Origin of the sequence: Xanthomonas sp. A1809, from assembly GCF_017746015.1 — a bacterium.
Taxonomy (GTDB): Bacteria; Pseudomonadota; Gammaproteobacteria; order Xanthomonadales; family Xanthomonadaceae; genus Xanthomonas; species Xanthomonas euvesicatoria.
The window spans coordinates 790,824-810,794 of record NZ_JAGHWZ010000005.1 but is presented as its reverse complement, the minus strand read 5'-3'; the positions used below and the strand labels follow the sequence as shown (position 1 = coordinate 810,794).

17 protein-coding genes are annotated in these 19,971 nt (G+C 65.8%); 9 read left to right on the top strand and 8 right to left on the bottom strand.

Annotated elements, in window-relative coordinates; all coding sequences use genetic code 11:
- Positions 1-135 precede the first annotated feature (135 nt).
- From J7396_RS09735 to rph, 6 genes are all read right to left on the bottom strand, one after another.
- A complete protein-coding gene (locus J7396_RS09735; protein ID WP_008575819.1) occupies positions 136-483 on the bottom strand; it encodes a PilZ domain-containing protein in 348 nt (115 codons plus the stop codon).
- Positions 480-2,909 carry a DUF1631 domain-containing protein gene (locus J7396_RS09730; protein WP_209261372.1) on the bottom strand — a complete coding sequence of 810 codons (2,430 nt, stop codon included), beginning with the start codon at positions 2,907-2,909 and terminating at the stop codon, positions 480-482. Before J7396_RS09730 ends, J7396_RS09735 begins: the two co-directional genes overlap by 4 nt.
- Positions 2,910-3,200: 291 nt before the next feature.
- Positions 3,201-4,358 (bottom strand): radical SAM family heme chaperone HemW, encoded by a 1,158-nt coding sequence (gene hemW / locus J7396_RS09725; protein ID WP_071118640.1) that lies wholly within the window; start codon positions 4,356-4,358, stop codon positions 3,201-3,203.
- 15 nt (positions 4,359-4,373) lie between these two features.
- Positions 4,374-4,973, bottom strand: coding sequence for an RdgB/HAM1 family non-canonical purine NTP pyrophosphatase (gene rdgB, locus J7396_RS09720; RefSeq protein ID WP_008575822.1), 600 nt, complete (start codon positions 4,971-4,973; stop codon positions 4,374-4,376).
- Positions 4,970-5,362 (bottom strand): VOC family protein, encoded by a 393-nt coding sequence (locus tag J7396_RS09715; protein ID WP_014090965.1) that lies wholly within the window; start codon positions 5,360-5,362, stop codon positions 4,970-4,972. The genes rdgB and J7396_RS09715 overlap by 4 nt, the downstream gene beginning before the upstream one ends.
- Positions 5,359-6,084, bottom strand: coding sequence for a ribonuclease PH (gene rph / locus J7396_RS09710; protein WP_008575825.1), 726 nt, complete (start codon positions 6,082-6,084; stop codon positions 5,359-5,361). The genes J7396_RS09715 and rph overlap by 4 nt, the downstream gene beginning before the upstream one ends.
- Before the next feature lie 109 nt (positions 6,085-6,193).
- Between rph and J7396_RS09705 the strand changes: the two genes are divergently transcribed.
- From J7396_RS09705 to J7396_RS09665, 9 genes are all read left to right on the top strand, one after another.
- Positions 6,194-7,054: a YicC/YloC family endoribonuclease gene (locus tag J7396_RS09705; RefSeq protein ID WP_209261371.1), complete on the top strand. Its 861-nt coding sequence runs from the start codon at positions 6,194-6,196 to the stop codon at positions 7,052-7,054.
- A 151-nt stretch (positions 7,055-7,205) separates the two neighbouring features.
- Positions 7,206-7,817, top strand: a complete 612-nt coding sequence (gene gmk, locus J7396_RS09700; RefSeq protein WP_008575828.1) for a guanylate kinase — start codon at positions 7,206-7,208, stop codon at positions 7,815-7,817.
- A 261-nt stretch (positions 7,818-8,078) separates the two neighbouring features.
- Complete coding sequence (gene rpoZ, locus J7396_RS09695) at positions 8,079-8,378, top strand: DNA-directed RNA polymerase subunit omega (RefSeq protein WP_002812428.1); 300 nt, start codon at positions 8,079-8,081, stop codon at positions 8,376-8,378.
- A 127-nt stretch (positions 8,379-8,505) separates the two neighbouring features.
- Positions 8,506-10,677, top strand: coding sequence for a bifunctional (p)ppGpp synthetase/guanosine-3',5'-bis(diphosphate) 3'-pyrophosphohydrolase (locus J7396_RS09690; protein WP_008575831.1), 2,172 nt, complete (start codon positions 8,506-8,508; stop codon positions 10,675-10,677).
- Between the two features lie 79 nt (positions 10,678-10,756).
- On the top strand, positions 10,757-11,137 hold the full coding sequence (locus tag J7396_RS09685; RefSeq protein WP_005911914.1) for a RidA family protein: 381 nt from the start codon (positions 10,757-10,759) through the stop codon (positions 11,135-11,137).
- 20 nt (positions 11,138-11,157) lie between these two features.
- Positions 11,158-13,311, top strand: coding sequence for an ATP-dependent DNA helicase RecG (gene recG, locus J7396_RS09680; RefSeq protein ID WP_209261370.1), 2,154 nt, complete (start codon positions 11,158-11,160; stop codon positions 13,309-13,311).
- Between the two features lie 136 nt (positions 13,312-13,447).
- Positions 13,448-14,386, top strand: a complete 939-nt coding sequence (locus tag J7396_RS09675; RefSeq protein ID WP_008575834.1) for a nucleoside hydrolase — start codon at positions 13,448-13,450, stop codon at positions 14,384-14,386.
- Positions 14,387-14,457: 71 nt separating this feature from the next.
- Positions 14,458-14,700: a type B 50S ribosomal protein L31 gene (locus tag J7396_RS09670; RefSeq protein WP_005911911.1), complete on the top strand. Its 243-nt coding sequence runs from the start codon at positions 14,458-14,460 to the stop codon at positions 14,698-14,700.
- Between the two features lie 229 nt (positions 14,701-14,929).
- Positions 14,930-16,219, top strand: coding sequence for a citrate synthase (locus J7396_RS09665; RefSeq protein ID WP_003486167.1), 1,290 nt, complete (start codon positions 14,930-14,932; stop codon positions 16,217-16,219).
- 259 nt (positions 16,220-16,478) lie between these two features.
- Here the strand turns inward: J7396_RS09665 and J7396_RS09660 are convergent, their stop codons facing one another.
- A complete protein-coding gene (locus J7396_RS09660; RefSeq protein ID WP_209261369.1) occupies positions 16,479-17,129 on the bottom strand; it encodes a hypothetical protein in 651 nt (216 codons plus the stop codon).
- A 322-nt stretch (positions 17,130-17,451) separates the two neighbouring features.
- The gene (locus tag J7396_RS09655) at positions 17,452-19,959 is read right to left on the bottom strand and encodes a penicillin-binding protein 1A (protein WP_209261368.1); all 2,508 of its coding nucleotides are present in this window, start codon (positions 19,957-19,959) and stop codon (positions 17,452-17,454) included.
- Between the last annotated feature and the right edge of the window lie 12 nt (positions 19,960-19,971).

Sequence of the window (19,971 nt, the reverse complement as noted above, 5' to 3'; positions counted from 1 at the left end):
ATACGGCCGACAACCAGGGCGCAATCGTCCGTGGACGACCGCCGACGCGAAGGAGCAACAGGCGACGTATGGGCCTGCAGCGGCAGGCAGCGGCAGCGCCCGCTTGGCCATTGCGTGGCCGTGTGTCGGCCGCGCTTACCCGGCCAGATGTTCTTCGGCGATCCAGGCGCGCAGGCGTTGCCGGTGCGGCTCGGACATGGTCAGGAAGCGGAAGCCCGCCCAGGCCTGCCCGGGTGCGTGTGCGGCTTCGGACCACAGCAGATGCACGCCGACATCGATCTCGGTCGCGCGGCCAACCCGTTCGGGCAGCGAAAAGCGCAATTGGTACAGGGCGTCGTCGTGCAGCGGCACCGAGGCCAACAACAGCATGCCGGTTTCGGACACATTGCCGACCCGGCCGATCTGCGCCTCGCTGAGCATGTCGATGACCGGCAGCAGGTCGGTCGGCTGGCGGCGCGGTGCGCGGCGGGTGTCCTGGATCATGGCTGGGTCTCGGAAACAGGCGACTGGCCGGCCAGGCTGCGCAGCGTGCGCACGGTGGCATGCCAGGCGCGATCGATCAGACGCGATTTCTCTTCCACCACCAAACGTGCCTGCCCACCGGCCATCAGCCGTGCCAGGCTGTCCAGCGAGTGCTCGCCAACCTTCTGCCCGCGCTGATTCACGAACAGCGCGTTGCCGGTCATCGGGCTGTACCAGGACAGGCGTTGCCGGCGCAGGTCGCCTTGCTGGTTGACCACGAATTCGAACCAGGTGCCGAACGGCAAGCTGCGCACCTGCAGGTAGCACTCCTCTTCGGCGGGCGTGCGCGGCGTAGCCGCCTGCTTGCGCGCAGCGTTGTCGCCCTGGTCGCCAAGCCGCGCGCGTGCCTTGAGCTTGGCGGCAAGCTCGGTGCGCGAGGTCACCTCGTCCTCGCCACCGGGCGTGGACAACCGCCGTGCGATCGCCGCTGCTTCGTCGTGGTGATACCCCACCTGCAGCAACGCGGTTTCCACGTCGGTGCCCAGCGCGATGTCGGTGGGTTGGCCCTTGCTGCGGCAGGTGACCTCGCCAATGCGTGCGGTCAGCGCTTGGCGCTCGTCCCATTCGGGCGACTGCTCGCCCTGCCGCAGCAATGTCAGCGTGAGCACGTCCGACCAGGCCTGGCGCAGCAGCGATTGCACAAAGCGCGGCGGCGCGCTTTGTTCGCACAGCTGCTCGATGCGCGCTTGGGCCTGCTGCTTGGCAGATTCCAGCCGCTCCTTTCCGCGCGCAGCATCCACATGCCGCCGCTCGGCCACCTCGGCCTTGCGCGCGAGGGTGCGCAGATGCGTCTGGATGTCGTCGTTGGCCGCGGCGAAAACAGCCTCGTCGCCTTGATAGTCGTTGACGATCTTGTCGACCGCGCTGCCCAGCTTGTGCAGCAGTTGCGGGTCGGCATCGTCCTCGCCCAGCCACACGGCCCCGGACTCGGCGACGGTGTTGAGCAGTTCGCGCACCGGGTGCTGGTCGCGCACGAAAAAATGCGCGTCGGCCAACGCTGCGCGCACCACCGGCACCTGCAACTTGGCAAGCAGCGCCTGGGCGGGAGCTTGCTCGCGCACTTCGCGCTGCATTTGCGCATAGAGCAGGCCGAGCAGGTCGAAGGTGTCGTTGTCCTGCGGCGATAGCGCGGCATCGGGGCCGTGCTGACGGCGCAGCACTTCCAGCACCTGCCGCTGCACTGCATCGATGCCGGATGCATGTGGCGTTGCTGCCGCCTGCGTGGCCAGCACGCCTTGCAGGCTGGCCAAGGCATCGCCAAGCGCTGCCTTGGGCACCGCAGCGGCGGCACTGTGCTGCGATGCCTGGGCCACAGCGGCGAGCGAGGTGGGAGAGGGCGCCATGACCTCGTGATGGGCGGGCGCCCCCGCGCCTGCGTGGCTTGCGTGCACCGCTGCCTGCGACTGCCGTGCCGACGCCATCAAGCCGCCCAGCGCCTGGACTGCGTCGTTGAGCGCCGGCGACAGCGCCTGCGCAGGTGCGGCGATTGCCATGGCTGGTGGCGCGGCAGCGGGATCCAGCAAGGCGCTCTGCCACGCCGTCGGTGCGGCTTGGCCCGCCCAGCCGGTGGCCGGTCGCGGTGTGCGCGGGCCCGCACCGGGCGTGCTCATTGCGGCAGCGTCCTTCGACCCATGCGCCGCTGCCGGTGGCGCACGCCGCGACTGCACCTGCGTGGGTTTGACCAGATACGGGTGATAGATCAGCCCCGGCAGGATGCCTTCCTGGGCCAGCGCGCCGTTGGCACTTTCGAACAGGTCGCCCAGGCGGTCCATCACCTGGCGCTCGAACACCTTGTACAGCGTCAGCTGCCCATCCAGGTTCAGCCCCAGCGTCTGACCGCACTGGCGCACGATGCGGCACAGCGCGTAGGGACCCATCGGCAATTCTTCCAGCTCGAATTCGGCCACCGCGCCGAGCACCGCCAGGCGCTGCGCCAGCAGGTGCAGGGCATCGGCACGCCGCGACGTTTCGCGCCGTGCGATGTCGCTCAATACGATGTCGCGGTCGATATCGGTGTCTTCGACCAGGGTCAGCATCTGTGTTTGCGCAGGCACATCGGTCAATGGTGTCAGCACCGGGCGCTCACGCAGGCTTGCCAGCGCGTGCGCCAGTTCCTGCAGGAATGCCTGCGGAAACCGGTCGATGTGGTCGCGCAGGCCGCGCATCTGTGCGTAGGTTTCGGCCTGGATCTGGCTATTGCGTGCATGCTCGGCCTGATGCAACAGCTCGCGTTCCAGCTCGACGACGGTCAGCCGCAGCGGCCCGCTCAACGCCTGCACGCACTGCGCGTGCAGCATGCCGAGCAGTCGCCGGCCGCGCGCGGACACCGGCGCATCGGCAATCGGGCCGCTAACTGCAGGTTGCATGGGAGACACGTGCATGGACATCCGGGGGAGGTGGGCTCGGTTCGAAGCGTGAGCTATGTAGCATGTTTTTTCGCTGACCGCGCGGCATCGGCGCGCGCCGGCGCATGCGGCCTGCGGTGTGCCAGCCGGTGGTCATGCGGGTATGCGGCAGCTCGGACGGCCGATCCATCGGTACTGCCAACGCGCCCAGGCCCGCTCACACCTCGCGCACGGGTCAGCCAGGCGTGATGGCGTACTGGACGCAGGCGATACATGCCGATGCCAGGCGCCCGGCCGCGCCGACCTGGCAGTGAACGCAGCTCTTCGCTGCGCTCAGACCAGGAACAGCTCGACCACGTCATTGGTAAAGCGCCTTCCCAACTCGGTCGGCACCATGCGCCCGTCTTGCCGCCTCATCCAGCCCTGCGCCACTGCGCGCGCCAGCGGCGCGTCGATGACGCAGGCCGCAAGGCCCGTCGAAGCCTCGAAGTCGCTGAGCCGGAAGCCCTCATGCAGGCGCAGCAGGTTGAGCATGTATTCGAACGGCAGCCGTTCGCCCGGCACGATTTCATCGCCGCCGATGGATGCGGCGGTGCCGGCACTGGCCAGATAGCTCTGCGGATGCTTGTGCTTCCAGCGCCGCAGCACGTGCCCTTGGGCACCGGAGCTGATCTTGCCGTGCGCGCCCGCGCCAATGCCCAGGTAGTCGCCGAAGCGCCAGTAATTGAGATTGTGCGCGCACTGTCGCCCGGGCTTGGCGTACGCGCTGACTTCGTATTGGGCGTAGCCGGCGTCGGCCAGCAGGCGTTGGCAGTGCTCCTGGATATCCCAGGCGGCATCGTCGTCGGGAATGCCCTTGGGCGGCCGCGCGAAGAACACCGTGTTCGGCTCCAGCGTGAGCTGGTAATGCGACAGGTGCGTCGGCTGCAGCGCGAAGGCGCGCTCCAGATCGTGCTCGGCCTGCATCAGCGTCTGCTCGGGCAGCGCGTACATCAGGTCGATATTGAAATTATCGTAGCCGGCGTCTTGCGCCAGTTTGATCGCGCGCTCGGCTTCGGCGCTGTCGTGAATGCGGCCAAGTCGCTGCAGTGCCAGGTCGTCGAAGGTCTGCACGCCGAAGCTCAGGCGGTTGACGCCCGCAGCGCGGTAGTGTTCGAAACGGCCGTGTTCTGCGGTACCGGGATTGGTTTCCAGGGTGATTTCGAGATTCGGGGCAAAACGCAGCCGCGCCGCCGCGGCCTGCAGGAAGCGGTCGATCGCCTGCGGCGGAAACAGGCTGGGCGTGCCGCCGCCGAAGAACACCGAATGCACCACGCGGCCCCACACCAGCGGTAGATCCGCATCCAGGTCGCGGATCAGCGCATCCACGTATTCTTCGAACGGCAGCACGCCCTTGGCCGCGTGCGAGTTGAAATCGCAGTACGGGCATTTGCGCACGCACCAGGGCAGGTGCACGTAGAGCGACAGCGGCGGCGGAATCAGCTGGGGCATTGCGCGAGGCGTGCCTTACAGCGCCATCGCATGCAGCTTGTGCTGCAGCGTGGCCAGGGCGACCGCACGATGGCTGAGACGGTTCTTCAACGCGGTGTCCATCTCCGCGGCGGTCAGGCCATACACCGGGTCCAGGAACACCGGGTTGTAGCCGAAGCCGCCAGCGCCGCGCGGTTCGGTGGTGATCACCCCTTCCCAGCTGCCTTCGGCAATCAGCGGCTGCGGATCTTCCGGATGCCGCAGCAACACGATCACCGCATAAAACCGCGCGCTGCGGCGATCGGTCGGAACCTCGCGCATCGCATCGAGCAACTTGGCGTTGTTGGCCTGCGCATCGGTTGGGCTGCCGGCATAGCGCGCGCTGTACAGACCGGGCGCGCCATCCAATGCATCCACGATCAGCCCCGAGTCATCGGCCAGGGCCGGCAAACCGGTCACCGCGCTGGCATGGCGCGCCTTGATCAGCGCGTTCTCGACGAAGGTCAGGCCGGTTTCCGGGACATCTTCCACGCCCAGGTCGCCTTGCGCGACGATGCGCAGCGGCAGGCCGGCGAGCATGGCACGCAGTTCTTCCAGCTTGCCGGCGTTGCCGCTGGCCAGGACCAGTTGTTTCATTGCTTGGGCTCCAGCAGATCCCACTTGGTACCGTACAGATCGCGAAACACCACGACCGTGCCGTACGGCTCTTCGCGCGGGGTTTCCAGAAATTCCACGCCGAACGCCTGCATGGCCGCGTGGTCGCGCCAGAAGTTATCGGTGTAGAGGAAATGATCCACCCGCCCACCGGTCTGGTCGCCGATGCGCGCGCGTTGCGTGGCGTTGGCAGGCTGCGCCAGCAGCAGGGCGGCATCGTCTGCACCGCCCGGGCCGATCACGACCCAGCGCTTGCCGTCATCGAGCGGGCGATCCTGCAGCACGTGGAAACCCAGCGCGCCGGCGTACCAGGCAATGGCCGCATCGTAATCGGCAACCAGCAAGGTGGTCAGGGCGATGCGACGGCTCATCCGGCCAGCGCAGCACGTTGCAGTGCGAACAACTCGCCCATGCCTTTTTCGGCCAGGGCAAGCAGCGCGTTGAGTTCGTCGCGACGGAAAGCATGGCCTTCGGCGGTGCCCTGCAGCTCGATGAAGCCGCCGCCGTCGTTCATCACCACATTCATGTCGGTATCGCAGTCGCTGTCTTCCGGGTAATCCAGATCCAGCACCGGTTCACCACGATAGATGCCGACCGACACCGCAGCCACCGCGCCGATCAGCGGGTGTTTCTTGATGTCGCCGCGCTTGATCAGCAGGTTCACCGCATCGGCCAACGCCACGTATGCGCCGGTGATGGCCGCGGTGCGGGTGCCGCCATCGGCCTGCAGCACGTCGCAGTCCAGGGTGATGGTGCGTTCGCCGAGTGCATTGCGATCCACGCAGGCGCGCAGTGCACGGCCGATCAGGCGCTGGATTTCCAGCGTGCGTCCGCCCTGCTTGCCGCGTGCAGCCTCGCGGTCGGAACGGGTGTGGGTAGAGCGCGGCAACATGCCGTATTCGGCGGTGACCCAGCCTTCGCCCTTGCCGCGCAGGAAGCCCGGCACGCGGTTTTCCACGCTGGCGGTGCACAGCACGCGGGTGTCGCCGAAGCTGACCAGCACCGAGCCTTCGGCATGGCGGGTGAAGGCGCGTTCGATGCGCACCGGGCGCAGCTGGTCGGCCGTGCGGCCGCTGGGACGGGAAAAGGTCATGCGATGAGTCCGGAAGTCGGGAGGTGGGTCTGGCGCCACTGCGCAGCGTGCAGGCAGCCGGCGAGGGCGGCTAGGGTACCATTCGCGCTTTGACGGCACGGGATTGACGATGATCCGAAGCATGACGGCGTTCGCTGGCAGCGAACGCATCACACCCTGGGGCACGCTCGGTTGCGAGCTGCGCTCGGTCAACCACCGCTTTCTGGAAGTGGGTGTGCGTCTGCCCGAGGAATTGCGTGCGCTGGAACCGTTGCTACGCGAGCGGGTGGCGGCGAAAAACAGCCGTGGCAAGCTGGATCTGACGCTGCGCCTGCGCGCGCCCGACAACGCGCAGACGCTGTCGGTCAACGAATCGCTGCTACAGCAATTGGGTGCGCTGGCCACGCGGCTGGATGGTCTGTTCCCCAAATTGCAGGTCGGCTTCACCGACCTGCTGCAGCTGCCCGGCGTCCTGCAGGTGCAGGACGTGGACGCCCCCGCGTTGCAGGCACAGGCGCTGGCGTTGCTGGAGGAGGTGGTGGGTAGCTTCGTGATCGCGCGCGAGCGCGAGGGCGCCAAGCTGGCCGAGGCGATCAGCGAGCGGGTAGATGCCATCGAACGCATCGCCGCCGAGGTGCGCGTCCTGATTCCGGTGATTCGCGAAGGTCAGCGCGCCAAGCTGGCCGCGCGCCTGGCCGACCTGCCGCATCCGGTCGACCCGGGCCGTGCCGAGCAGGAGCTGGTGCTGTGGCTGCAGAAGCTGGATGTGGACGAGGAGCTGGACCGCCTGTCCAGCCACATCGCCGAGATCCGTCGCGTGCTCAGGCAGCGCGAACCGGTCGGTCGCCGCCTGGACTTCCTGCTGCAGGAATTCAACCGCGAAGCCAATACGCTGGGCTCCAAGTCGGTGGACAGCCGCACCTCCAATGCCGCCGTGGATCTGAAGGTGTTGATCGACCAGATCCGCGAGCAGGTGCAGAACATCGAGTAGCCGGGATTGGTGATTGGGGATTCGGGATTGGTCGACGGCAACCTCGCGTTTCAGCGGGCTGCGGCCAATCCCGGTAGCATGTCGACCCCGGTGGCACCGGTCCGCAGTCCGTTCGCGAATCCCGACTCCCCAATCCCGAATCCCTGATCCTATGCGCGGCACTCTCTATATCGTTGCGGCCCCCTCCGGCGCCGGCAAGAGCAGCATCGTCAACGCCACCCTGGCACGCGACCCGAAGATCGCCCTGTCGATCTCGTTCACCTCGCGCGCGCCGCGGCCGGGCGAACGGCATGCCGAGCACTACCATTTCGTCTCCGCCGACGAGTTCCAGGGCATGATCGAGGCGGGCGATTTCTTCGAATATGCGCTGGTGCATGGCGACTGGAAGGGCACCGCGCGGCAGTCGGTGGAGCCGCAGCTGGCCGCCGGCCACGACGTCCTGCTGGAGATCGACTGGCAGGGCGCGCGTCAGGTGCGCCAGAAGGTGCCCGATGCGGTCAGCGTGTTCATCCTGCCGCCGTCGCGCCAGGCGCTGGACGAGCGCATGCGCAAGCGCGGGCAGGACAGCGAGGACGTGATGGCGCAACGCCTGGCCGCCGCCCGTGAAGAGATGCTGCATTTCGAAGAGTTCGATTACGTGATCATCAACGAGACCTTCGACATCGCCGTGGCGGAGATGTGCGCCATCTTCACCGCCAGCCGGCTGCGTCGGCAGGCGCAACAGCAGCGGCACGCCGGATTGATTCAGGCGCTGCTGGAGTAAGCGCCGCTGGCACGGCGGGGGCTGGTCACCGGACGGGCGCCGCCGCGCGACGGCATCCACTTCGCGTAGACGGCGGTTCTGACACGCGCCGGCTGCACCAGCGACTGCTCAGCAAGGTTTCCTGATCGCTCCAAGCGGCTCAAACCGCTGATTCCAAAGGAAACTGAATGGGTGGCGGTTGCTGCGGCGCCGGCCGGAGCGTACACTCCGCCTCCTTTCCCTCATTCGATGCGCGGCCGTTGCTGGTCGCCGGGAGCCCGCATGGCCCGCATTACCGTAGAAGATTGCCTGGAAGTCGTGAACAACCGTTTTGAGCTGGTCATGATGGCCTCCAAGCGCGCCCGTCAGCTCGCCAACGGCGTGCAGCCGCTGATCGAGAATGCCGATGCCAGCGACAAGCCCACCGTGATGGCACTGCGCGAGATCGCCGCACGCCGGATCGACAACGCGCTGATCGATGAAGTCGAGAAGGCCGAACGCGAACGCGCCGAGCGCGAAGCGCTGGAATGGGCCGCCGCCGAAGTGGTCGCCGACGAAGACATGTCCAAGAACGACGATTGATCCCAGCATCGCTGCGATCGATCAGAACAGCCCGCCTCGATGCGGGCTGTTTTCGTTTTCGGTCCCGGCAATACGCCTGCGTGTGCAAATGTTTGCCGAGACTGCACGGCTGGCATAGTCTTCCGGCATGAACCCAGGCCCCACTGCCCAGGCGACCGTCGTGACGTCTCCGTCTTCCGACCAGGCCATCCCCGACTACGTCCTGCATCTCGAGCGCGCGGCCAGCTACCTGCCCAAGGAGCAGCTGCCGATCCTGCGCCGTGCCTGGGAAGTGGGCGCCAGCGCGCATGCCGGGCAGACCCGCAAGTCGGGCGAGCCCTACATCACCCACCCGGTGGCGGTGGCTGGCGTGCTGGCCGAGCTGGGCTTGGACATGGAATCGCTGATTGCCGCAATCCTGCACGACACCATTGAAGATACGCCGCTGACGCGCGAAGAACTGGCGTCGGAGTTCGGCGAGGCGGTGGCCGAACTGGTCGATGGCGTCACCAAGCTGGACAAGCTCAAGTTCCGCGACCGCCAGGAAGCGGCGGCGGAAAGTTTCCGCAAGATGCTGCTGGCGATGTCGCGCGACCTGCGCGTGATCATGATCAAGCTGGCCGACCGCCTGCACAACATGCGCACGCTCGGCGCACAGAGCACCGAGGCGCGCGGCCGCATCGCGCGCGAGACGCTGGAGATCTACGCACCCATCGCGCAGCGGCTGGGCATGAGCCTGATCAAGTCCGAATTGCAGAACCTGGGCTTCCGCGCGTTGTATCCGTGGCGCCACGCCATCATCGAAAAGCACATCCGCAGCCAGCCGGTGGTGCGGCGCGAATCGATGGCGCAGGTGGAAGTGCAGCTGTCCCAGCGGCTGGCCAAGGAAGGGCTGGAGCATCGGCTGGTCAGCCGCATCAAGACGCCCTGGAGCATCTATTCCAAGATGCACGAAGAGAACAAGTCCTTCGACCAGGTGATGGACGTGTTCGGCTTTCGCCTGGTGGTGCGCACGGTGGCCGATTGCTATCACGCGCTGGGCGCGGTGCATGCCAGCTTCAAGCCGCTGGACGGGCGCTTCCGCGATTTCATCGCAATCCCCAAGGCCAATGGCTACCAGTCGCTGCACACCGTATTGTTCGGACCATACGGCTCGCCGATCGAAGTGCAGATCCGCACCGAAGAGATGGACCTGATCGCCGAACGCGGCGTAGCGGCGCACTGGACCTACAAGGTCGGCTCGGCCTCGCCCAACAGCGCGCAGAGTCGTGCACACGACTGGATCGTGGAACTGATCGATTCGCAGCGCGCCGCTGGCTCGTCGCTGGAATTCCTGGACAACGTCAAGGTCGACCTGTTCCCGGACGAGGTCTATCTGTTCACGCCCAAGGGCAAGATCCTGGCGTTGCCGCGCAATTCCACCGCGCTGGATTTTGCCTACGCGGTGCATACCGACGTGGGTAATCGCGCCGTGGCCTCGCGCGTGGACAAGAAGCTGGTGCCGTTGCGCACCAAGCTGGTCAGCGGGCAGGCGGTGGAGATCATCACCGCACGCTCGGCCACGCCCAAACCGCAGTGGCTGGAATTTGTGGTCAGCAGCAAGGCGCGCACCGCCATCCGGCATCAGCTCAAGCAACTCGAGCACGAAGATGCCGTGCAGTTGGGCCACCGCATGCTGGACCGCGCGCTGGAGGCAATGGACTCTTCGCTGGAACGGCTGCCCAAGGGTCGCCTGGACGCCTTCCTTGCCGAGCACCGCTACCCGCGTCTGGAAGCGCTGCTGGCCGATGTGGCGCTTGGCAACTGGATGCCCAATCAGGCCGCGCAGGCGTTGATGGCTTACGCAGAACTGCGTGGCGGTGGCCTGTCCAAGCATTCGCACGAGAAGATCCTGATCGACGGCAGCGAGCGCGGCGTGATCAGTTTCGCCAATTGCTGCCAGCCGATTCCCGGCGACGAAATCATGGGCTATCACACCGCAGGCAAGGGCATCGTGGTGCACCGCCTGGACTGCCCGAACCTGGCGGAATTGCGCAAATCGCCCGAACGGTGGGTGCCGATCGACTGGGACTCCAACGTGACCGGCGACTACGACACCGCGCTGGTGGTCGAAGTGGAAAACCGCACCGGCGTGCTGGCGCAGCTGGCGGCAGCCATCGCGCAGAGTCAGTCCAATATCGAGCGCGTGGACTATCTGGACCGCGACTTCAACGCAGCCGTGCTGCGCTTCAACATCCAGGTGCGCGACCGCCGCCACCTGGCCGAGGTGATGCGCCGGCTACGGCGTCTGCACGTGGTGCAGAGCGTCGGACGCCAGTAGCGCCTGGCGCACTCGCGCAACAGTCGAGCAAATCCGCACAAAGGCCTAAACTGCGGCAACCCTTTGCAGTGGAGTGTCCATGTCCCAGATCATCCATACCGATCAGGCGCCCGCCGCCATCGGCCCGTATTCGCAGGCCGTGCGTGCCGGCAACACCGTGTATTTCTCCGGGCAGATCCCGCTGGACCCGGCCACCGGCGAGATCGTGCCGGGCGACATCGGTGCGCAAGCACGCCGTGCATTCGACAACCTCAAGGCGGTGGCCGAAGCGGCCGGCGGCTCGCTCGACAAGATCGTGCGTCTGGGTCTGTATCTGACCGACCTGGGGCAGTTCGCTGCAGTCAACGCGGTGATGCAGGAGTATTTCCAGGCACCGTTCCCGGCGCGTTCGACCATCGAAGTCTCCGGTCTGCCCAAGGGCGCCGGCTTCGAAGTCGATGCAGTAATGGTGATCGAGTGATCCTGCGCCGCTGATCGGCCGTGTCGCGCACGCGCGTCGTCACACCGAGCCTGGCCGTCGCCGGCCAGGCTCGGCTGTCCAGCCTGCCCGGTGTCGGCCCGAAAGTGGCCGGCAAGTTCGCTGCGCGCGGCATCCTGAGCGTGCAGGACCTGTGGCTGCATCTGCCGCTGCGTTACGAAGACCGCACGCGCTTGACCACCATCGCGCAGCTGCAAGGTGGCGTGCCGGCGCAGGTCGAAGGACGCGTGGAGGCTGTGGAGCGCGGCTTCCGCTTCCGGCCGGTGCTGCGCGTGGCAGTGTCCGACGCCTCGCACGGGACGCTGGTGCTGCGCTTCTTTCATTTTCGTGCGGCGCAGGTCGCGCAGTTCGGCGTCGGTACGCGGCTGCGGGTGTTCGGCACACCCAAGCCCGGCCAGCACGGCTGGGAGATCGTGCACCCCAGTTACCGCGTGCTCGCGCCGGACGAAGATGCCGGGTTGGGCGACAGTCTGGATCCGGTGTATCCGGTGCTCGAAGGCGTTGGCCCGGCGACGTTGCGCAAGCTCATCGGCCAGGCGCTGGAGCGTCTGCCGCCCGAAAGTGCGCTGGAATTGTTGCCACCGCACTGGCTGCAGGACGAGCGATTGCCCTCATTGCGCGCGGCTTTGCTCACCATGCATCGCCCGCCGGTTGGCACTGATCCACAGCAACTGCTCGCCGGAGGCCACCCGGCCCAGCAGCGCCTGGCAATCGAGGAATTGCTGGCGCACCAGCTCAGCCTGCGCCGGCAACGCATCGCGTTGCAGCGTCTGCACGCGCCCAGCCTGCCCGGCAACGGCACGTTGGTGCAGCAATTGTGCAAGGCGCTGCCGTTCCAGCTGACCGGCGCGCAACAACGCGTGTTCGAACAGATTGCGCATGACCTTGCACAACCCTCACCGATGCTGCGGCTGGTACAGGGCGATGTCGGCAGCGGCAAGACCGTGGTCGCGGCGCTGGCGGCCATGTTGGCGGTGGAGCAGGGCAAGCAGGTCGCACTTGCCGCGCCCACCGAATTGCTGGCCGAGCAGCACCTCACCAATCTGCGCGGCTGGTTGGAACCGTTGGGCATCCGCATCGTCTGGCTGGCAGGCAAGGTCACCGGCAAGGCGCGCGCTGCAGTGATGGCCGAGGTCGCCTCCGGTCAGGCGCAGGTCGTGGTCGGCACGCATGCGTTGATGCAGAAGGCGGTGGTCTTCCACGACCTGGCGTTGGCCATTATCGACGAGCAACACCGCTTCGGCGTGCATCAGCGCCTTGCGTTGCGCGACAAGGGAGCGGCGGCGGGCAGCGTGCCGCATCAACTGGTGATGACCGCCACGCCCATTCCGCGCACGTTGGCGATGTCGGCTTACGCAGATCTGGATGTTTCGGCCATCGACGAATTGCCGCCCGGCCGCACGCCGGTGCAGACGATCGTGCTGAGCGCGGAGCGCCGGCCCGAATTGGTCGAACGCATTCGCGCCGCCTGCGCCGAAGGACGGCAGGCATATTGGGTGTGCACCCTGATCGAAGAAAGCGAAGAACCCGAGAAAGGCGCGCAAGGCCAGCAAGGCGGTCCGCCGCGCATCGAAGCGCAGGCCGCCGAAGTCACCTTCGAGGCCTTGTCGGCGCAGTTGCCGGGCGTGCGGGTGGCGCTGGTGCACGGCCGCATGAAGCCGGCCGAAAAGCAGAAGGCCATGCTGGATTTCAAGCAGGGCCGCAGCGACCTGCTGGTGGCCACCACCGTGATCGAAGTCGGCGTGGACGTGCCTAACGCCTCGTTGATGATCATCGAAAATGCCGAGCGGCTGGGCCTGGCCCAATTGCATCAGTTGCGCGGTCGGGTCGGGCGTGGCGCAGCCGCCTCAAGTTGCGTGCTGCTGTACCAGGCGCCGTTGTCGATGATGGCGCGCCAGCGTCTGGAAACCATGCGCCAGACCAACGATGGTTTCGTGATCGCGGAGAAGGATCTGGAATTACGTGGCCCGGGCGAATTGCTGGGCACCCGGCAAACCGGCCTGGCCAGTTTCCGCATCGCCGATCTGGCCCGCGACGCCGGGCTGTTGCCGCGCGTGCAGGTACTGGCCGAGCGGCTGCTGGACGAGGCGCCGGAAATCGCCGACCGCGTGGTCGAACGCTGGATCGGCGGCGCGGTGCGGTATGCGGCCGCTTGAGCGGCCGGGAGTCGGGAATCGGGATTAGGGAATCGTCAAAGCGGGATTGCTGCGACACGGGCGTCGTTGATTCGCGTGGCCGGCCGATCCTTGCGAAGATGCGGCAACGAATCCCGAATGCCCAATCCCGAATCCCATGACTGACAAGATACCGCTGCTGATCGACACCGACCCTGGCGTGGACGACGCCTTGGCGCTGCTGATGGCCTTCAACGACACACGCCACGAGGTGGTCGGCCTGACCATCGCCGCCGGCAACGTGGGCCTGGAGCACACCGTGCGCAACGCCTTGAAGGTCTGCGAGATCGCTGGCCGTACCGATGTGCCGGTCTACGCCGGCTGCCCGCAGCCGTTGCTGCACCCGTCGGTGGATGCGGCGCACGTGCACGGTCTCGACGGATTCGGCGATGTGGGCCTGGCACCGGCCAAGCGCACGGCCGAGGCCGAACACGCCGCGCTCGCCATCCTGCGTCTGTCGCACGAACACGCCGGCAAGCTGCTGCTGGTGGCGCTCGGTCCACTGACCAATCTCGCCCTGGCGCTCACCCTGGACCCGACCCTGCCGCAGCGCGTGGCGCGGCTGGTGGTGATGGGCGGGGCGTTGACCGGGCACGGCAATATCACCGCTGCGGCCGAGTTCAATATCGGGTTCGACCCGGAAGCGGCGCATATCGTGTTCGGCGGTTTTCCGCAGTTCGACGTGGCCGACTGGGAAGCCACCATCGCGCACGGCCTGCTGCACCGGGATGTGGAGCAATGGCTGGCGGCCGATTCTGGCCGCGCCCGGTTCTACGAGGAAATCTCGCGCAAGACCCGGCTATGGTCCGAAGACAGCCGCGGCGAGTACTGGTATGCCGCCGACGCGCTGGCGATGGCGTTCGCACTGCACCCGGAAGGCGCGCAGCGGCTGGAGCAGCGCCCGGTCCATATCGAACTGTCCGGTGCGCATACCCGTGGCATGACCCTGGTGGACTGGAACCGGCAAGGCGGGGCGCCCGACAATGCCAATCTGCTGCTGGCCTATGACATCCAGCAGTTCTACGCGCTGGTCGGGGCCGCCCTGGCGGCGAACTGAGGCGACCTTGCGCCGGCTGCCTGGGCGCAGCTATAATGCCCGGCTTATCCAGGCAGCCCGGCGCCAAGTCCATGAAAGATAACGTTCATCCCAACTACAAAGACGTCGTCTTTCACGACGTGACGTCCGATTTCAAGATTCTGACCCGTTCCACCATGACCTCGAAAGAGACCGTGAAGTGGGAAGACGGCCAGGAATATCCGCTGATCAAGGTGGAAATTTCCTCGTCCTCGCACCCGTTCTATACCGGCAAGCACAAGGTGATCGACACCGGCGGCCGGATCGACAAGTTCCAGAAGCGCTACGCGCGCTGAACTTGCAGGACGGGCTGTACCGGCAGCGGCCGCGCATTGCGCGGCCGTTGTTCTTTGGGGCGCTGAACGCTTCGCCTGTATGCCTGGCGCGATGCGTCTACGACTTCTGTCCAAGCGACGGCCAAAATGCTGCTGTGCGATAATGGTCTGATCCGGGGCGATGCCTTGGACTTCCATCACGTGCCTGCCCATGTGGGATCAGGCGCCTTCCACTGAAGGAGCGTACACAGTGTCCGATCTTGATCAGGTCACGCTCAACGCCGGCGACAAGTCGGTCGTTCTGCCGGTTCTCAAGCCCACGCTTGGCAATGATTGCGTCGATATCTCAAAGCTGACCAAAGAAACCGGTCTGTTCACCTACGACTCGGGCTTCACCGCCACCGCCAGCTGCAAGTCGGCCATCACCTACATCGATGGCGACAATGGCGTGTTGCTGTATCGCGGTTACCCGATCGAGCAGCTGGCCGAAAAGTCCAGCTTCCTTGAGGTCTCGTACCTGCTGATGAACGGCGAACTGCCGACGGCGGACGAATTCAAGAAGTTCGACCACGAAGTGACGCATCACACGATGATGCACGAGTCGCTGAAGAACTTCCTCGGCGGTTTCCGTCACGACGCGCACCCGATGGCCATGCTGGCCGGCTCGGTCGCCTCGCTGTCGGCGTTCTACCACGACACCCTGGACCTCAACGATCCGGAGCAGCGCCGTCAGGCCGCCATCCGTTTGATCGCCAAGGTGCCAACCCTGGCGGCTGCGGCGTACCGTTATTCGATCGGCTGGCCGATCCGCTACCCACGCAATAACCTCAACTACGTCGACCGCTTCCTGCACATGATGTTCGAAGTGCCGAGCGAGCCGCTGGAGATCAATCCGGTCGTTGCCAAGGCCCTGGATCTGCTGTTCATCCTGCACGCCGACCACGAACAGAATGCGTCGACCTCGACCGTGCGTCTGGTCGGCTCGACCGGTGCCAATCCGTACGCCTCGGTCGCCGCCGGTATCACCGCGCTGTGGGGCCCGGCACACGGTGGCGCAAACGAAGCCGTGCTGAAGATGCTCGAAGAGATCGGCACCGCCGACAACGTCGAATCGGCCGTGGCCAAGGCCAAGGACAAGAATTCCTCGTTCCGTCTGATGGGCTTCGGCCACCGCGTCTACAAGAACTTCGACCCGCGCGCCAAGATCATCCGCGAGATGACCCACAAGGTGCTGGGCGAGCTGGGCGTCAACGACCCGCTGCTGGAAGTGGCGCTGAAGCTGGAAGAGGCTGCGCTGAAGGACGACTATTTCGTGCAGCGCAAGCTTTACCCGAACGTCGACTTCTACTCGGGCATCATCTACAAGGCGCTCAATATCCCGGTGGAAATGTTCACCGTGATGTTCGCCATCGCACGCACCGCAGGTTGGGTGTCGCATTGGCTGGAGCAGCAGGTCGACCCGGAAATGAAGATCGGCCGTCCGCGCCAGATCTATACCGGTTACGACAAGCGCGATTACACCGACAGCGCCAAGCGCTGATCGGTCCACGCGTACCTGCGTAAACGAACGCCCCGCAGTGCGGGGCGTTTGCATTTGGATGGTTGCGCGGCGGTCGCCTTCCAGCGCAGCATGCTGCTGTCGTGGCGATTGGTAACCGGCGACCAGCGGCGCATGGCACGACGGTTCGTCCGGCTGTGGCTGGGCCGAATAAACGACCGCTGCGCAGCGGCGTCGTGACGCCGGTTTAAAGAAGTACAGAGCTCGCCCGCGTAGGCAGGCTCCGCGTCATATGGCCGACTCAGCGCAGCAGCGGTGAGCCGTTGGAGCCGTCGCCGTCTGTCAACAACTGTCGCACCTGCGCAGCCGACGCACGCGGCATCGGCTTTTCGTCCAGCTGCGATAGCGGCGCCTGCCGCAGCGCGTCGTAGGGAAGCACGGTGAGATCGAAGGTGAGGTCTTCGGCGCTGAACAGCCACACCGGAAACTCGCCGTTGCGCTCGCGATCCAGGCGCAGCCGGCGCGTGCGCGACTCGGCCGGAATGCGGTGTTCTTCCAGAAACCGCTGTACGGCATCGGCATCGTCGCTGTGCAACTGCAGGTGCACCGGTGCATTGGCGTCGGCGGTGCCGTCCAGCACCGGGCCGGTCAGCCGTGGCTGGAAGGGGCTGAGAAACTCAAGCGCCCGCAACGCGGCTTCGCGACGTTGGCGCAGACGCGCACCGTGCGCAGGTCCGGCGAACAGGCGTTGGTACTCGCGCAACGCATCTTCGATCTCGCGATTGCGTGGCAGCGACGCATCGTCATGAATGCCGAGCCGGCTGGCAGCCTTGAGCTTGGCTTGATGGAAATCACGGATGCCGCCTTCGGCCATCAGGCGTGCGGCTTCGTGCGCCAGACGATGGCGACGTTCCCGGGTTCGTGTATCGGCGTGCGCGCGTGCGTGATGCATGACCGGGCTCCCCTAATGAACCTGATCTGGACTCTACAACAGCTGCATGAAGACATGGCGAATGCGTCATGTCATTGCAAAGGAACGATCACGCAGCGGTGACCGGGCGATGGTCCAGGTGCGGGTATGCACGGGCAAGGCGCAATGCGCGTGCGATATCCGTGGCGGGCAGGTGAGCGCTGCGCCGACCCGGCAACGATGCCGCCAGCGATCCATCAGGCCGGCAATGGCTGGCGCTTATCCAACGGGGGCCAACAAATTGGGGAACCGAACAGCCACGCCGCTTTCGATTCCCCAATCCCGATTCCCCAATCCCGGCTCCTCAGAAAATGTCGAACGCCTTTTCGTCCTGCTGTTCCTGCAGGCCGTAGTCGTAATCCTGCAGGCGGTCCAGATCTTCGTTCTTGACCCATTCGACGGCGCCATTGATGGTGGCCTGGGTCATGCCATCGGGCGGATCGTTGGCGGCGATCGGCTTGTCCTTGAGCGCTACGCGCATGTAGTCGATCCAGATCGGCAGCGCCGCCTTGCCGCCGTATTCGCGATAGCCGAGCGAGCGGAAGTCGTCGCGGCCCACCCATACGGTGGTGACGTAGGGGCCGCCAAAACCGGAGAACCACGCGTCGCGGTGCTCGTTGGTGGAGCCGGTCTTGCCGCCCACGTCCTCGCGGCCGAGGACTTTGGCCGCGGTGCCGGTGCCGCGCTGGACCACGTCGCGCATCATCGACACCAGCTGGTAGGCGGTGCGCTCGTCGATCGCGCGCGGCGCGATCTTGGTCTGCGCGGTTGCCGCAGGGGCGGTCTGCGCCGGCGTCGGCGCGGCAGGCGGTGTTTCCGGCGCCTGCGCGCCGAAGTTGAAGCCATCGACGACCTGGCTCACGGGCGCCACATTGCCGCCTTGCAGGGCGCAGGTGCGGCAGGCTACGGCCGGCACTTCTTTGAAGATGACATTGCCTTCGCGGTCTTTGACCTCATCCACGATCCAGGTGTCCACCCGTGAGCCGCCATTGGCGAACACCGCATAGCCGCGTGCCACAGACAGCGGCGTCAGCGAAGCGGTGCCCAGCGACATCGACAGGTTCGGCGGCAATTCGGCCTCCTGGAAACCGAATTGACTGATGTATTTGCGTGCGAAATCGACGCTGATCGCGTCCAGCAGGCGCACCGACACCAGGTTGCGCGACTGCACCAGCGCTTCGCGCAGGCGCATCGGCCCGCGGAAGCCGCCTCCATCGTTCTGCGGCGACCAGGTCTTGCCGCGCCGGTCGCGGAACACCACCGGCGCGTCCAGCACGATCGAGGCCGGGTTGAAGCCCTTTTCGAATGCGGCTGCGTAGACGAACGGTTTGAAGCTCGACCCTGGCTGGCGGCGTGCCTGGGTGGCGCGGTTGAACTTGTTCCCCGCAAAGCTGAAGCCGCCCACCAGCGCACGCAGGGCGCCGCTATTGGCGTCCAGCGAAACCAATGCCGCCTGGCCGCGCGGCAACTGGTCGATGATCCACTCGCCGTCCTTTTCGCCAGCGCGAATGCGGGTCAGGTCGCCGCGGGTCAGCAGCTTGGCCGGGGTCTTGCCGGTCCAGCGGCTGGCACTGGCGGGCAGGGTCAGTTCGGTCTTGTCGCTCAGCACGACCGTGACCCCGCCATCGGGATTGGTGCGCGCCACGATCACCGCACGCAGTCCGCCCTGGGTGAACGCGCCTGCCAGGTGCTTGGCCAGTGCAGGCGCGTCCGCATCGGCGGGCACGTCGAAGTGCTGCTCGACGCCATGCCAGCCATGGCGATGATCGTAGACCCGCAAGCCGTCGGCGACTGCCACATCCGCACCAGTCTGCAGGGTCGCATCGATGGTCGTGGTGACGTGATAGCCCTTGTTGAGCACATCGCCGCCGTACTTGGCGATCATTTCCTGACGTACCAGCTCGGCCACGTAAGGTGCATACACCTCCACCGGCGGCTCATGCGGCTTGGCGTGCATCGGCACGGCCTTGGCGGCGTCGGCCTCGGCCTGGCTGACAAAGCCCAGGTCGGCCATGCGCTGCAGCACGTAATAGTCGCGACGCTCCTGCGCACGCTCAGGGTTGCTGATCGGGTTGCCGCTGGACGGGAACTTGGGGATGCCGGCCAGCGAGGCCATCTCGTCCAGGCTCAATTCGCTCATCTTCTTGCCGTAGTAGTACTCGGCAGCGGCCCCGACGCCGTAGGCGCGGTTGCCGAAGAAACTCTTGTTGAGATACAGCTCGAAGATCTCGTCCTTGCTCAGCTCACTTTCGATCTTGCGCGCCAGCAGGATCTCCGCCAGCTTGCGGGTGTAGCTGTACTCCGAACTCAGGAAGAACTGCCGCGCCACCTGCTGGGTAATGGTCGAACCACCCGGCACGCGCTTGGCATCGGTGGTTGTCAGCAGCCACACCGCGCGGGCAATGCCCTTGTAGTCCACGCCGCCGTGCTCGTAGAAGCGCGCGTCCTCGGTGGCCAGGAAGGCCTGCTTCAGGCGCAGCGGCACGTCCTTCATCTGGATGGGATAACGCCGGGTCTCGCCATAAACCGCCATGAGGCGGCCATCGCTGGAATAGACGTACATCGGCTCCTGCAGCTCGACCTGCTTGAGCGATTGAACGTCCGGCAACTTCGAGGAAATGGCGTAATACAGGCCGCCGGCAGCAATTGCGCCAAGCAGTGCGAGCACGACGATCGTGGCCAGGATCCAGCCCAGCCAACGGCGAATACGGGGCATGTAAGAGAGATTCCGATTGCAGATTTCTTGGTCACAGAGTATAGATGACGCCGAGTTTGGCTGGGGCCGAACTCTGGGGATCGCAGAAGACAGCACTGGGGTCGCGTC